This is a genomic window from Gilliamella sp. wkB178 (assembly GCF_001690705.1).
Lineage (GTDB): Bacteria > Pseudomonadota > Gammaproteobacteria > Enterobacterales > Orbaceae > Gilliamella > Gilliamella apicola_K.
Genome location: NZ_LZGK01000011.1, coordinates 188,341 through 202,547 on the forward strand (window position 1 = coordinate 188,341; position 14,207 = coordinate 202,547).

The window sequence follows — 14,207 nt, forward strand, 5'->3', positions numbered from 1 at the left end:
TCTTATTGATGGCTTTATTATTGATAAAATTAAACTAACTAAATTAGAAAGCAACTTTAGTTCCTAAAGATAATCCTTCTGGGTGTCTGAACCCGATATCATGCTCTGTAACAACACGAATTAGCGACTGATTTCGAGAAAAAGCAGAAACGTGATTACCATTAGCATCTACATAAGTTGCTTCTCGAGAAAAATCAACAGTCATGTTGCCATCTTCACCAATTACAACATCATTAAAGTCGGCAAAATAAATTTCAGTTTCATTTCCCCCTTGACCTAGGTTTGCAGGGATAGCGTTAGTGTGTTCAATTGGATAGCCTTTTAACATGTTCTGTGACATTTCCGGATAAACTTTATTTCCATTACCATCACGAAGTCCATATAAGTGCATCCATGTTCGCGGTGACATGGCCCATCCGCAAGCGATCATTAAGCTGTTTGACTCCATTAATTTTAGAATTAATGAATCTAAATACGCATCAACTGCATTCAAATTTACAGCACCAGTCCAGTCAACATTACGTAAAGCATCCATAGCTGTTGCTTTGAAGCCTTTCGGTGTATTGTTACTACCGTCATCACGTAAAAACGCTTTATCTTCACGTACAGCAATTGCTGATAGTACGTCGGCTAATACCATTTGTTCAACATTAAAACCAGCATGACCAATTAATTGATTGGACATAGGTACAAGCGCAATCATTGTTTTAGCTGTTAATTTAACATCATCAAATTTTGACTCAGTCGCTTTTGCGTCATCTCCTTCCCCAACATAAGATGCTGTTGCACCACCCGACATCCTCGGCAGATTTAAATTCCCGTTTGGCAATGGAATTGTGCGAGCACCAAGTTTTCGCACAACAGTTTTATCACGCAATAGTTCAATAACTTCACTATATAAATTCTGTGGAATTAATGCACCGCCTGATGATTGTGTGGTGTTAATTGCCATTGCCACTTCTTTATCACCGATTTCTTTTTCTGCAAATATTGCCGCGTCAGCCAAATTACCTTTACCTGCAGCAATAGACATAGTAATTCTGGCCAGCCCTGCACCAGGATATTTTTTAAGATCTTGTTTAACAACAACTGATGGAGCATTTACAGTCGTCACTGGTTGAGCTACAACCGCTTGCATTTTTTCTGCTTTTTCAAGCTGTTCGATTTGAGCACTAATTTCATCAAACTCAGAACAGAGTTGAGTAAATTGAGTTGATTCCTCAGCAGTTAAACCAACTTCCGTTTCCGTTTTTTTTGCTAAAGTTTGTACTTTATTATTTACTTCAGCACGTTTTCGTCGTAATTCTAGAATTTTAGACATGAGTTCACCTTTTATTTAGATATAAAAAAAGCGACCGAAGTCGCTTGAAATGAGAGTAAAAAATATTAATTGTTAGAGTCGTGATGCGTTATCAATCGCCTTAGCACGAATTTTGATACTACTTGAATTTTGCTTTGTATCTTGATGATATTTTGCTGCTATTGTATTAATTGCATCTTGTGGGTTTTGTATCTGATCTGCTAACCCAGTGTTTATTGCGTCATTACCAAAATAACATTTAGCCTGAGTATCAATAACCTTTTGAACATCAATACCTCGATATTTAGCAACAGATTCAGTGAATAATTTATAGGTCCAATCCAATTGTCCATTAAGAAATTCTAGTGCCGGATCGCTTAATGGTTCATGACTTGATCCTGCGTTTTTAAAATCACCCCGATATAGCGTGGTGAATTTCAAACCTACACTTTCCTCCAGTTTTGATGTTTCCATGTGTTCAATAATCACGCCAATTGATCCAACACCTGATGTTTCACTAATAATGACATTAGAGCATGCTGACGCTATGAAATATGCCGCAGAAAAAGCATAGAAATTAACAATTGCGGTTATTGGTTTTATTTCACGGGATTGATAAATGAAATCAGCTAACTCTTTACAACCAGTTGCAGCACCACCACCAGAATTTATATCAAGAACAATTTCTTTTATTGAGTCATCATTTAATGCTTGACTGATGACATTTCGTAAACTTTCATAACTAACTAGTTCAGTACACGCAGCATTAATAGATCCTCGACGTGTAGTCAACAAACCATGAACGGAGATTACTTTTACTGGATTTACATTAGTTGTTATCTTTGTGCTTCCATTAACATTTGTACTTAAATTGATTTTTCCCAGATCAATTTCTGATTCTGATAACGAACCACTTAATAAACGAGGTATTACAACAGCTTTTACTGCATCTAACGTTTGTGGAGTAGCATAATGTGGCACTCCGAAAACCTGATTTGCTAAATGAGGATAATTAATTAATTTCGGCATAGTATTGTCTCTATTTCTTTTAGTTGAGATGGAGTTGCTTTTTCAATTCCTGTTAATGTTGATGTATCAACCATATTCAACGGTGTTAAATAAGTATCTCCACCAGGTATTGGAGTTAAATTTTCCATTCTTCGGATATCATTGACAGATAACCACCCCCATTGACGTCCAATTGCATATGATTCATATCGAGCTTTTTGATCACCTCTTAGTAATCCTGATACATTAAATTCAATATATAAATCTTTACGTTCTGACGGTAATAACAAATCACGCATCATTGCTGCTTCGTGGCGTTTTAACCATGGCAATAGTGTATAAATAACAAACTGTAACCCTTGATGCTCAATATTACTAAATGTGGCCTTGTCCAATGACTGGATCATATGAGGAGGAACTTTATACAACCGACAAACTTCGATTACTCCATATTGCCGGCTTTCCAATAGTTGTGCTTTTTCGTTGTCCATCGCCAATTGTTTATAAGTCATACCCTCTTGCAATAAAGCTACTGAAAATGCATTACGGATCCCACTGTGTTTTTCTCTCCATTTATTTAAAATAGCGTCCACTTTTTCTTGAGATTCTATGGGCTTAACATCGCTTGGACGTTCAATTACTCCACTCATGGTAGTACCGTTAGCAAACACCTGAGAGGCATGTTGATCTACAGCTATTCCCAACCCAATAACATCAGCATTAGTTTGTATAGGTGATACGCCTACATAACCATCAAATGAAAAAGCCTTAACATGATGGACCATGTGCATTGGTACAATTTCATTGTGTTCTAGTAGATTGTAAAAAGGTAATCCATCTGGAGATTTTAAAACCTGAATTTTTTTTGGGTTAACAGGAATTAATTCCGTCACATACCCTTTCCCATCGCGCTCTATTAATGAATAACTATTACCTTCAACCCCCAAAAAACCTTGTTTTTGCTCGTTATACTCAAAAATTGTGTCTTTTTTATTAGGTTGACTGTGAATTAGATCATATAGAGGATGATCAGTTGCACGTTCACGTTGTCCATTTTTACCACGTCGATATAACTCACATGGTAATTGAGCGACTGATTCAGCTAGAAGCGTTACACACGCCTGAACAGCACTTTGAGCAAATGCTGTATCACGATTCACCATCACTCCGGCGGTACTAGATTTTCCAGTAACGGAGCTAATCCAACGCCAAGCGTTACCTTGTGGAATTTTATGCTTAGACTTAAACATTGACGGGGTAAACATTATGAACCTTCTTTATCATCAAGTGATCGTGAGTTTGCAATAAATTTGGATGCAATATATGACCACGTAATACAAATAATACCTGCAGTAATTAATCCATATGCCGGCATTATTAACCACGCACCATACGAAACCAAAACTCCACCTAAAATACCGACAATAAATATAATTATATTTAACATAAGACATCCGAATTTTCGTAAATTGAACTGTTATCTTCTTGATCAGATAAAATAATTCGACCAACAGCCATGATTAAACCTAACGCCCCATCAATTTTATTTTCATTGTGTTCCTTTATTGGTCTCACAACATCATCATTACCTGGTAAATATTTAGCAACCACGTTACTGATACACCAAGTCAAGATGGGGTTCCCATCATGATGAAAGCGTCCTGACTGAATAGCTGCTTCCAATTCTTTCATTGGATCGCTTAAATTTGTATAGTTCTGAATTATTGTGACTGGATTCAATCCTTCATCTGCAAGTTGATGTGATAAATTTGTGGCGCCATGAGGGTCTATCGCTGAAACAACAACAGGATGATCCTTATTTGATTCTACTGCTTCATGTAAAATTTCACGATAATCAATTTCAGCACCATCAGTAACAGTTAAATGACCTGTATTAACCCATTTTTGAAACCTTTCCGCTGTTTTTCGGTCCTCAACATCTGCACTATAAACAGAGTCATAAGGGACCCAAAACTTAGGAGCTATTGAATAATAATGTCGTTTACCATTAATGATTCGATAAAACAATTTAACTCCGCTGTTCATATCCAATTTTCGGGCTAGATCATATCCACGAATAACGGATTGCCCTTCAAACTGTTCTAAGGATAAATTTTTATCCTCACAATTAGCCCAGTTAACCATATTAAAAAAAGCTGATTTTGCGGAAACCCAAACATTTAAATGTTTTGTTTTAAAAACATTGGCCAACCTAGCATTATTAATCGCCTTTTGTTGTTGGCTTATCAAAAACTCACGATAAACTGACACGCCAATATTTGGATTTGCTTTTTCAAGCGATCTAGGATCTGTCCAATCATCACCTTCATCAATGGTATAAATAATGCCCAATAGTTCATCATTAGGAACTGAACCATTTAACATATCAATAACTTCTCGACGTTTGTCGTAACATGGACCTTCGATGTTATAACCTGCAGTTGTGATTGCAAACATCAACGGTTGTTTCCGTGCGCCCATACCTGTCAGCATGGTTGTATAAAGGGCATCCGTATCATGCTCATGATATTCATCAACTATCGAACAATGAGGAGAGGCACCATCACCAGGATTACCGATCAATGGTTCAAAGCGAGCACCATCTGCAATTCGGCTAAGATTAGATGCATTAACTGTTATTCCAAATGCATCACAAAGTAAAGGCGTCCGTTTACACATTAACCTGGCTGGACGAAACACTTCCCATGCTTGTTTCTCAGTAGTTGCGCCTGAATAAACTTCTGCCCCAAATTCATTATCAGCCGAAAAACAATACAACCCAACTCCAGCTGAAATAGCTGATTTACCATTTTTTCTCGGAATTTCCGTGTACACTTCACGAAATCTACGTAAATTTGTTTTTTTATGAACCCAACCAAACGCACAACAAATTATGAATAATTGCCATGGCTCTAGTGTAATTAGCATTCGTTTAAATGCCCAATCCCCTTTCGTGTGTGGCAATAATTGAATAAATTTACATGCTTTTTCTGCAAGATCCTTATTGAATTTATACTTAAAAGACTGTTTTTTTTCTTGTTCTAAATCATTTAAATGTCGTTGACATGCTTCAATTACATATTTACATGCAATAATTTTCCCTTTAACTACATCTCTTGCATATTGATTTGCTGAATTAACATTTTTATATGATTTTTTAGCCATAGTTATAGATTACAGAACGGATTGTTTGATTTTTCTTTAGTAGCTAACCCAATCAAACGTTGACGGCTACTAGGATCCAATCCTAACAACGCACCAGTTGTGTTCATTTCTGATTCTTGCTCTTTTTTAGCCGTTAACTCAGGGTTTTTAACTGGCCCACCAGTTGCACCAATAACAGTATTACCCTGTCGAGCAATGTTAATTACTGCCCTTCTCCAAAATTCATATGCAACACACCAACGTTCTAAAATACTTAAATCGGTCACGCACAATAAACCTTCCGCACATAATTCTTTTGCAGTAAGTTTCCACATGATAATAGCGAGGTGCAATTCAGCTTCTACAAACCATTCTGGAGGGTTAACGCCTTTTATTGGTGTAAATGTTGGTTCATATTTGTTAAGTTTTCGTTTACCTGGATTGTTTGTGAGCTTTTTAATTGCAACTGGTTTTGGCTTACGTCCTGACCGTCCGCTTGCACCAGCCATAACATCTCCAATTTAAAGTTCATTTTTCGCGGTTGTAAAAATTTGACTAGGGGGGCGGTCCCTAAGGGCAAAAGCTGTAGAGATTTGAACCCCCCTACCTATTATATCTTTCTCTTGCCGTTTTCTTTTTGTGACATTCTTTATTAATAGCACGCAGATTACTTGGATCATCTGTACCACCATGAGCCTTGGCAATAATATGGTCAACATGAGTCGCTTCTTTGATTAAACCTAACCGTTGACATTCATCACAGCGACAAATATATTTATCACGTTGTAAAATCTGTTCTCTTAGTTTATCCCACGCTGAACCATAACCTCTTTCGTGTCGGCTACGCCCTTTTTGATATCTACCCCAACCACTATCTGACGGTTTATGCGTTGAACAATAACCTGATACATCTGTTGTGACGCGAGGACATCCTTGCTTTCTACATGCTTTTGGGGTCCTTGGTGGCATTGTTAACTCCTGTTTTAGATATGGAACGGTCATGAACTGAACAGTAAAGCTTACCTTTTTGAACTATGTTTTTGCATCCTTTTTTATTACAGATTAGAGAGAACTTTCTGTCAGTTATTTTATTTGCTTTAATCATATACAGATGTTTATCACAATAACCACTGGCAGAATATGCACATACACAACAACCTTTTGCTTTACATTTCAATTTAATACCTCAATTTTAAATTATTAAAAAAGTCGCGGCTTTAGTTGATACATTATGCAATACATCAAGAACATTATTATTAACAAACCAAGAACATAAAATGCAGCAGTGAATAACCATCCAAAGTATGCGAGTAATACAATTGAGAATATATTTACTAACAAATTAATTATTTTTTTAGATTTACTTATCTGTAACGATTTTACTATTTTAGCTATTTGATTTGGATTTAGCTTATTCGTGTCAAGCACCAACAAGACTAAACATCCATTAACAGCAATAGCTAAAATAAACAAGACCCAAACAGTTACTACATACACATTCATTAAAGACTCATTTCGAGTTAAAACACATAAGCACAACCCTAGAAATAAAACAGATTGAACAAACAAATTTCTAATTATCATTTTTAGATTCCTTTAAACATAAAAAAACCGCAGTTAAGCGGTTTGATTAAATATTTAGTAATAGTTATTTATTGGTCAGACTTCCCCGATAAAACCCCATTCTGATGATGATATAAAAAATTTCTTATCATTAGATAACGTTATAATTAATTTTGATTCTTCAAAATAAACGCTATCATCATATACTTTTAGAGCTTTTGAATTGCTGCAATAACCATTATAAAATTCATCTTCTATCTCAACAGATTTAAAACAATCTCCCATAATCTCTTTGAGTTTAGCTGCAATTAGATTCGTCAATTCTTCTTTTGATAATGGTTTATTGCTCATGAAAGATGTTTCTCTATAAATATTTCTAATTAAATTGAAGATATTTTTTTGTAATACCATGAACGGTATCTGTAACGGTTTTAGTTCCTATTACGTTTTCGAGCATTTTACCTATGATTTTATCTGCAACAAAATCAACATCATCATCAATTGAGAAGATGTCTCCAAATTCTTTATCATCTATTACTAAAAATATTCTCAAGAATTCACTTGAATGCGTTGAGCTAATACAGACTTCGCGCGCATTGTTATTTACGCCTAAATCACCTAGCTTGTTTATAACCATATAAATTAAAGAATTGTATTTGTCAGTATCAACGTTCATTTTGGTGTTCGCCTTAGTTATTTAATTTCTATATAGTCGGGTAACGATTCTGGCAAGTTATCCACGTCATAAAAAAACCAATTATCTGCGATTGGATTCGCTTGAGATGAACTGTAAGTTATTCCAAGCGATCTTATCACTTCACACGGAGGTCGTTCTTCACCTGCCATCCAAGCACCAATTTCCCAGTAAACTAGCTTCATTTATTTAATCCAATTCCCAGTAATGATTAATTATGCAGTTTTTAAGTTTGGTACCACGTAAATTTTTATACTTTATGCGGTAAACATGAATAGTTATTTATTTTTGGGTAAATAAAAAGATTACCCGTTAAATGTTACTATTTCTGTAGCGTAATGTAATGTTTGTTGACCTCTATTAATCAAATTAGCTGAGTGATTTTTATATTAAAACCCTTATTATCAAAATAAACACCATTTACATCCAGCCCTTTTTCATATTTTTGGATAAATGGGATTAATCTTTCATATATTTCAATAGATCGCCCGCGATTAATCGAAATAAGATCACAATCCAAATAAAAATAATTTATTTTATTATCAATAATATATTCGCAAAGCCTTGCTTGCCACTCTATAAAACAACCTGATTTATCGACCTCACCTTGTGAAATGCATGGATCAATTTCAAGACGATCTTTTATAAAAGAAATCACCTCTCGACTGTTATCTATATTTATATTTTTAAAATATAGATTCCATACATCTTTGCAATAGTCGGCCTCAACGTAACCATTCATATATATTAATAGCATATCTATCCCCTATCTATAATATGATTCTATCACAAACAGAAAATAATTTATTTTAAACATGAATATATTTTCTTTGCCAGAGTAGGGTAAATGCCATATGCCAACGCATAGTGGGTATAATTCATTTGAATGTATTCTTTTGAAACGCATTTAAATATTGCCATATTTTTTACCAATAAAAATGGCTGAGTGATTTTTCATTCAGTCGCGCTAACACTCAGCCGATGCGCTTTTTTATTCATTAGCAATTTGCTTGATAGCCCTTTTATCTGCATTACATTGCCTAAGTTCGTTTACTGCTTCGTTGTAAAGAACTGGACATTGTCCCCATGTTATTTGCTTATCAATATGAGGCTCGTTATTTTCTTGGGTTAATGAAGGCGAGATATTGCATTTATTAACATATTCAGTTTTTACCGTTCCGCATCCAATCAGAAACATTGGAAGGCATATACTCATTAGCACATTGATTATTCTTAAGCGCATCTTTTATTCGCTCATTAAGTTGTTTGATTGATATAGCATCTTGAGCCTTTTCTTTCTCTCGTTGTGCTATGATTTGGTTGTTTTTGGTTATGTTCTGTTCAAGCTGTTCGATTTTATTTGTTAGCTCTGTGACTTTGTCTTGCGCGGCTTTTTCATCTTGCCAACAGTTGAAAGCGAAGTAGATAGAAAATCCGCTTACTAAAAATAATATTATTGTCGTTACAATAAGCGACTTATTTAATTTAGACATAGTCAATCCTCGACGACAATCACCGCTTCAATTGGCTGATTTTCAATTTCGACAACTTCTCTGATATTCCATCCATCCTTGTCACTATCTTTAACTTTATTCATTGCTATTTTCAAAGCTTCATCTTTACTTAGTGCTTTTATAAGCAAAATTAATCGTCTGCGATCAAACGGATTGTTAAAATTCATAACATAAGTGCATACATATCTATTCATAACAACTCCGTACGACTAAAGTGATTTGTATTCCATACATCGATTAAACTCAACCTGTCGCCTTTTTGTTAATCCATTTAAGACTTTGCCACCTGCCTTATTCCATTTTGGGAACTCATTACAAGCGGCTTTGTAGTCACCAGTGTTTAAGTATTTATACATTGTTGATGTACGCATTTTTGTGCAACCAACGTTGAAAGTAATCGAAGTGACAGCATCAAATACTGATTGAGGTAAGTGAAAACCATTGGCATGACGATATACGCATTGCTCGGCTGTTTTAATATCATCAACCCATCTTTTTGCTATTTCTTCATCTGAATAGATTTTTTGTTCTACATTGCCAGTTGAACCGATACCAACAGTTAACACATTTGCAGGACAATAGTATGGCTCTCTTACGCATGATTCAGCATTACCAATTATTTCTAGCCCAGCTTTACTTGTTTTTATTTCATCTGAATAATTAGCTATGACTATACTGATAATTACAGCTACTGAGCATATAGCACTATTTGCGATTCTTTTTTTGATTGCCATTTTTATTACTCTCAAAATTTTGCTTCTTCAGTTTGAATTCTTGATGCTTGTAGTACCAAGTTATGAGAAACCCGAAAATGGTTGCTAACATACCGATAACTACAGCCCAGTCATTCAGCGAGAGTGAGCCGAGATACATGACTGTCCAACCATACAGGTATGTGAAGATCGATGTTTTATTATTATCCATTTTGTTTGATTTCATGATGTGCCTCCTGTAATGAGGCGGTTAAATGAGTGGCAACGTACCAGCTAAATGTTAGTTATGCGCGTGCCGATTTTTTATAAATTTTTTACTGATTTGATGTGACGTGCTTTTTCTTCATCAGAGAGAGCTATGAGAATACACCAGCAATTAAGAGATATGGTACCTAGTCTGAGAGGTATAGACGAAAAATCACCATTAATTATTGCGTACACTAGGGCTATAAAACTCAATATCAAACCCAAAATTGAGCCATATAATATAAATTTATTCATTGAACACCGCTTAAATAAAAAACGCCGTTGTTAGCGGCGTAAAGGAGTATAAGAAAATCAATCTAGCTCTTGAATTATTCTACGTCCTATCCAATGCATAACTGGAACAGCCATTGAATTACCAAGAGCTTTATAACGCGGAGAGTCAGGGCAATCTTCTTTATTTTTCATTCTATAAGGAACTTTAGTGAAATTATCAAAAAAACCTTGCAGTCGCTCGCACTCAATTGGTGTTAATCGGCGAACTCTGCCTAAAGAAATAACACCTGGAACATTTCCACCTCCTGTTCCCATCCGTGCTGTTAATGTGGGAGATAAATTACTGTGGGTTTCAATCTCTGCTCTGTTTAATCTGGAGTATACAACAGCATGAGGACTGGTTGTATCTAATGTATAACTTTTTTCCTGTTGAAAGCCTTTACCATTACCACCATTTTTAGCCGATCTATTTATAGTGTTATTTGCAATGCAAAATGTTGGATTCTCAACAATGCGATAATCTCCAGAAAATGCCTCCTGATTTCCGAGCCACTGCTTTTGCCCACAATTTGCTAAAAGTGGACCGGTGACTTGCTTTCCGCGCGCAAGGCGAGTTCTAGATGATCCGGCAATTGAATCCCCCTCAACTCTGCTCTGCGCAATATCCCGAGGCATGCTTTCGGACTCAAATAATACTTTTCGTGGATCAAACCCTGCTCTAGCACTTGCGACAACGAACAATCGACGGCGTCGTTGGGCGACTCCGAAATATTGAGCATCAAGGATTCTCCATGCAACATTCCTTTTGGGTCCAGACACATAACCAACGTTTGTCCATTTTCTCCCTGCCGGTTGCAACGCAACACTTTCTCCGGCAAGTTTTCCAATAAATTGTCCAAACGCGTTGTCTTTACTGGACAACACTCCTGGTACATTTTCCCAGACGATAATTGATTCTTTTTTACCTGATTTTTTTCGTTCTTCATCAATGACATTAGCTAACTCTATATATGATAAACTTAATTGACCACGACTATCGCCCAAACCTTCTCTTGGCCCTGCAATACTAAAAGATTGACAAGGAGTACCACCTACTAATACATCGGGTGTGAGCTGTTCTCCTTTTGTTATTTTTTCATGTATTTTTGTCATATCTCCGAGATTAGGAATTTGTGGCCAATGATGATCTAATACAGCAGATGGAAAAGACTCTATTTCACTAAACCACAAAGGCTTAAAACCCAAAGGCTCCCAAGCAATGCTTGCTGCTTCAATACCACTACAAACAGAACCAAAAGTTAACACTCAGAAACCCCCTTAACAGTTTTTAAGTAAGTTTCTTCTTCAAATTCAACCCCTAAACCATGACGATTCAGTTTTTTGGCTGCTTTTAATGTTGAACCGGAACCCATGAAAAAATCAGCAACAAGGTCACCTTCTCGCGAACTAGCGTTTATGATATCTTCAATCATGTTTGATGGTTTTTCACATGGATGCTTACCTGGATAATAAGCAACAGGCGTGTATTTCCAAACGTCAGTGTATGGAACATCTTTAGTTACAAAAAATGGTCGTCTGAGATGTTCATATTCTTTTTTCAGATCATCATACTGTCTAACTAAAACCATATAATTTTCACGTAAATGGCTATAATCATCAGTTAAGTCACTATGACTAATATTCAACAGGTTATTGTTATTCTTTTCTTTAGCTTTTTGACTAAACAAATCTTGCAATGCTTTATATTGAGTTTCGTTTGGTAATTGCCATTGACTGTAACTGAACCAGTGTGAACACATTTGAGTACCAGTTGCTTTGTTAATATCGGCAGCCGAAACACCTAATTTTTCACGCGCATTTTTGAAATATTCTATAAGTGGAGCAAATACTGATTGTCTTAAATCTTCGCATTTAAATGCATAACCATTCTGGGCTTTAAATGAACCTTCTGAATTATAATGTTCAGCAAAAATAATCCGTTCACTTGATATGCAATAGGTTCGTAATGATTCTTTATGCTGTCTTAACCACGTGCCATTAGGTTTAGCCCACACTATGTGATTTAAAACATTAAATCGTTGTTTGATTAATATTTCGGTTTCAGCCGCTAACCGTGGACCACAGAAAACATATAAAGATCCATTTGGTTTTAACACGCGCCAAAATTCAGCAAATATATCATCTAACCACGCTAGATAATCATCTGCTGTTTTCCACTGATTATCCCATTGGTTAGTTTTAACTTTGAAATATGGTGGATCTGTCAGAATCAGATCTATGTGATTGTCTGGTAATGATTTTAATACATTCCGACAATCATCATGTATCAAAGTTAGGTTATCTATTTGAATTTGATCGCTTTTTTTGTTGGTCATTTTCACAGTAGTCCTGTAGAATATGCTCCGCCGATCGGCTGGGGCTTGGTTGATACTCATGACCTTGGGAATGGGTATTGATGTCTGATGCATGTGTCAGCATGTATCAGTCCCCCACCTCACATAAAAAAGAGGTGGCGAGTTGCAGCGATATAAACAAAGTGAGCAGTGTGGAGTGCGATGTTTATATCTTCTCGCCATAATTTTTAGACATAAAAAAAGCCGCTCGGAAGCGACTTATTAAAAAAATGGTGATTTATTCCATCATTAGAGAGTAGTTTGCCAAAATAATGCACTTTGGTCAATAGTTAATCAGTAATTTTTTTAAATTCTTTTGCGGCTTCTGATTCTGCAGCTTCACATTTAGAAATAAGCTCATCATAAAATGGCTTCCAATACCTAACCCATGCCGTTTTCTCTATATCTAAAATACCTATCATCAAATTGTATATTTTAACTGATGAGATTCTTCTTATACCGTTTCCATGGCACCTAGTACACACATTGCCGTTAACTAGTCCACGACCACGACACCTACACGGTAAAATGACTGTATCAGCCGTTCGGCTATAATCATTTATTACTAAATTACATAAGGTATGTATTACGAGATTTAATTTTTTTGATGCAGTTTTTCTAACATGATATGGAATTGATGCACTACATTCTTGCTTCAATATCGATAATGCGCGTTCTCGCGAACTCTTATCCTTTTGATACTTAGCTAGTATTAAACTCAATCCGAACGGACATCTTGATTGCAAGATGCCAAGAGACACCATCACATCTGATTTTGTAAATTGACCTTTAGTAGTTGATGCAGTAAATAATAAATTGACTGATTTTGGATCAACCATAGTAATGGCATATTCTAATAGCATACGACTCCTACCAAATGATAATTGGTTTACAATATAACAGTCTGCACTCTGTTAATTGCAAATACTCCACGTGCATTATTTTACCATCTAGACGTATAGATGGCAATAAATAGGTGGTGATATATCTCACAAAAACAATATATTAAACTACATAAAAAATACTGATGCCATATAATATTAATACTAATAATATTTGGAGGTTTTTATATGGGTCACCGATGGAAAGATATAGATTTTGTTATTACTGGAGTAAAAATTGATAATGGCAAAATTTCTTTGGTTAAAGTTAGAAACGTGTATAATTTAGGTGCTAATATTGGTTCAGAAAAAAAGGTTCCTCGAAAATTTATTGTTGATCTTCTCAAATTAAAAAATAAAAATAAGCATATTATATTTTATACATCCACTTTTGATGAAATGGAAGATGGATGGAACCTTGGAGATGAAGTAACTTTATATAATGATGAATTTATAACAACTAACGGCAATAGAACAACAAAAGATAATCTAGGTAACTTACCTGAATTTAAGTAGA

The 14,207-nt window shown here is 35.5% G+C and carries 19 protein-coding genes; 1 reads left to right on the forward strand and 18 read right to left on the reverse strand.

Translation table 11 applies throughout. The features are described 5' to 3' along the window. Nucleotides 1–43: 43 nt before the first annotated feature. The 18 genes from A9G13_RS02365 to A9G13_RS02455 all read right to left on the reverse strand — a co-directional run bounded on the left by A9G13_RS02365 (nucleotide 44) and on the right by A9G13_RS02455 (nucleotide 13,672). On the reverse strand, nucleotides 44–1,321 hold the full coding sequence (locus tag A9G13_RS02365) for a phage major capsid protein (RefSeq protein ID WP_065556017.1): 1,278 nt from the start codon (nucleotides 1,319–1,321) through the stop codon (nucleotides 44–46). 72 nt (nucleotides 1,322–1,393) lie between these two features. Further along, entirely contained in the window at nucleotides 1,394–2,329 is a 936-nt protein-coding gene (locus A9G13_RS02370) for a S49 family peptidase (RefSeq protein WP_065556018.1), read from the reverse strand. Continuing rightward, complete coding sequence (locus A9G13_RS02375) at nucleotides 2,317–3,573, reverse strand: phage portal protein (protein WP_065556019.1); 1,257 nt, start codon at nucleotides 3,571–3,573, stop codon at nucleotides 2,317–2,319. The genes A9G13_RS02370 and A9G13_RS02375 overlap by 13 nt, the downstream gene beginning before the upstream one ends. Then, nucleotides 3,573–3,755 carry a hypothetical protein gene (locus tag A9G13_RS02380; RefSeq protein ID WP_065556020.1) on the reverse strand — a complete coding sequence of 61 codons (183 nt, stop codon included), beginning with the start codon at nucleotides 3,753–3,755 and terminating at the stop codon, nucleotides 3,573–3,575. Before A9G13_RS02380 ends, A9G13_RS02375 begins: the two co-directional genes overlap by 1 nt. After that, on the reverse strand, nucleotides 3,749–5,473 hold the full coding sequence (locus tag A9G13_RS02385; RefSeq protein WP_065556021.1) for a terminase large subunit: 1,725 nt from the start codon (nucleotides 5,471–5,473) through the stop codon (nucleotides 3,749–3,751). The genes A9G13_RS02380 and A9G13_RS02385 overlap by 7 nt, the downstream gene beginning before the upstream one ends. A gap of 2 nt (nucleotides 5,474–5,475) precedes the next feature. Continuing rightward, on the reverse strand, nucleotides 5,476–5,961 hold the full coding sequence (locus tag A9G13_RS02390; RefSeq protein ID WP_065556022.1) for a phage terminase small subunit P27 family: 486 nt from the start codon (nucleotides 5,959–5,961) through the stop codon (nucleotides 5,476–5,478). A gap of 94 nt (nucleotides 5,962–6,055) precedes the next feature. After that, nucleotides 6,056–6,421, reverse strand: coding sequence for an HNH endonuclease (locus A9G13_RS02395; protein ID WP_065556023.1), 366 nt, complete (start codon nucleotides 6,419–6,421; stop codon nucleotides 6,056–6,058). 690 nt (nucleotides 6,422–7,111) lie between these two features. Further along, nucleotides 7,112–7,366, reverse strand: coding sequence for a hypothetical protein (locus A9G13_RS02405; protein ID WP_141670847.1), 255 nt, complete (start codon nucleotides 7,364–7,366; stop codon nucleotides 7,112–7,114). 25 nt (nucleotides 7,367–7,391) lie between these two features. Continuing rightward, complete coding sequence (locus A9G13_RS02410; protein WP_065556026.1) at nucleotides 7,392–7,691, reverse strand: hypothetical protein; 300 nt, start codon at nucleotides 7,689–7,691, stop codon at nucleotides 7,392–7,394. A gap of 382 nt (nucleotides 7,692–8,073) precedes the next feature. Further along, nucleotides 8,074–8,466, reverse strand: a complete 393-nt coding sequence (locus A9G13_RS02420) for a hypothetical protein (protein WP_065556028.1) — start codon at nucleotides 8,464–8,466, stop codon at nucleotides 8,074–8,076. Nucleotides 8,467–8,700: 234 nt separating this feature from the next. After that, a complete protein-coding gene (gene lysC, locus A9G13_RS11315; RefSeq protein WP_442902785.1) occupies nucleotides 8,701–8,952 on the reverse strand; it encodes an Rz1-like lysis system protein LysC in 252 nt (83 codons plus the stop codon). After that, on the reverse strand, nucleotides 8,873–9,202 hold the full coding sequence (locus tag A9G13_RS02425; RefSeq protein WP_065556029.1) for a DUF2570 domain-containing protein: 330 nt from the start codon (nucleotides 9,200–9,202) through the stop codon (nucleotides 8,873–8,875). The genes lysC and A9G13_RS02425 overlap by 80 nt, the downstream gene beginning before the upstream one ends. A 2-nt stretch (nucleotides 9,203–9,204) precedes the next feature. Then, nucleotides 9,205–9,417 (reverse strand): hypothetical protein, encoded by a 213-nt coding sequence (locus A9G13_RS02430; RefSeq protein WP_065556030.1) that lies wholly within the window; start codon nucleotides 9,415–9,417, stop codon nucleotides 9,205–9,207. A gap of 15 nt (nucleotides 9,418–9,432) precedes the next feature. Further along, on the reverse strand, nucleotides 9,433–9,957 hold the full coding sequence (locus A9G13_RS02435) for a lysozyme (protein WP_065556031.1): 525 nt from the start codon (nucleotides 9,955–9,957) through the stop codon (nucleotides 9,433–9,435). After that, nucleotides 9,929–10,162 carry an HP1 family phage holin gene (locus A9G13_RS11320; RefSeq protein ID WP_218059125.1) on the reverse strand — a complete coding sequence of 78 codons (234 nt, stop codon included), beginning with the start codon at nucleotides 10,160–10,162 and terminating at the stop codon, nucleotides 9,929–9,931. The genes A9G13_RS02435 and A9G13_RS11320 overlap by 29 nt, the downstream gene beginning before the upstream one ends. A 332-nt stretch (nucleotides 10,163–10,494) precedes the next feature. Next, nucleotides 10,495–11,721 carry a DNA cytosine methyltransferase gene (locus tag A9G13_RS02445; RefSeq protein ID WP_065556032.1) on the reverse strand — a complete coding sequence of 409 codons (1,227 nt, stop codon included), beginning with the start codon at nucleotides 11,719–11,721 and terminating at the stop codon, nucleotides 10,495–10,497. Then, a complete protein-coding gene (locus A9G13_RS02450) occupies nucleotides 11,715–12,791 on the reverse strand; it encodes a DNA-methyltransferase (RefSeq protein WP_065556033.1) in 1,077 nt (358 codons plus the stop codon). Before A9G13_RS02450 ends, A9G13_RS02445 begins: the two co-directional genes overlap by 7 nt. A gap of 308 nt (nucleotides 12,792–13,099) precedes the next feature. Continuing rightward, complete coding sequence (locus A9G13_RS02455) at nucleotides 13,100–13,672, reverse strand: antitermination protein Q (RefSeq protein WP_065556034.1); 573 nt, start codon at nucleotides 13,670–13,672, stop codon at nucleotides 13,100–13,102. Nucleotides 13,673–13,879: 207 nt separating this feature from the next. Here A9G13_RS02455 and A9G13_RS02460 point away from each other — a divergent pair, with 207 nt between their 5' ends. Then, nucleotides 13,880–14,206: a DUF3892 domain-containing protein gene (locus A9G13_RS02460; protein WP_065556035.1), complete on the forward strand. Its 327-nt coding sequence runs from the start codon at nucleotides 13,880–13,882 to the stop codon at nucleotides 14,204–14,206. The last annotated feature ends 1 nt before the right edge of the window (nucleotide 14,207 follow it).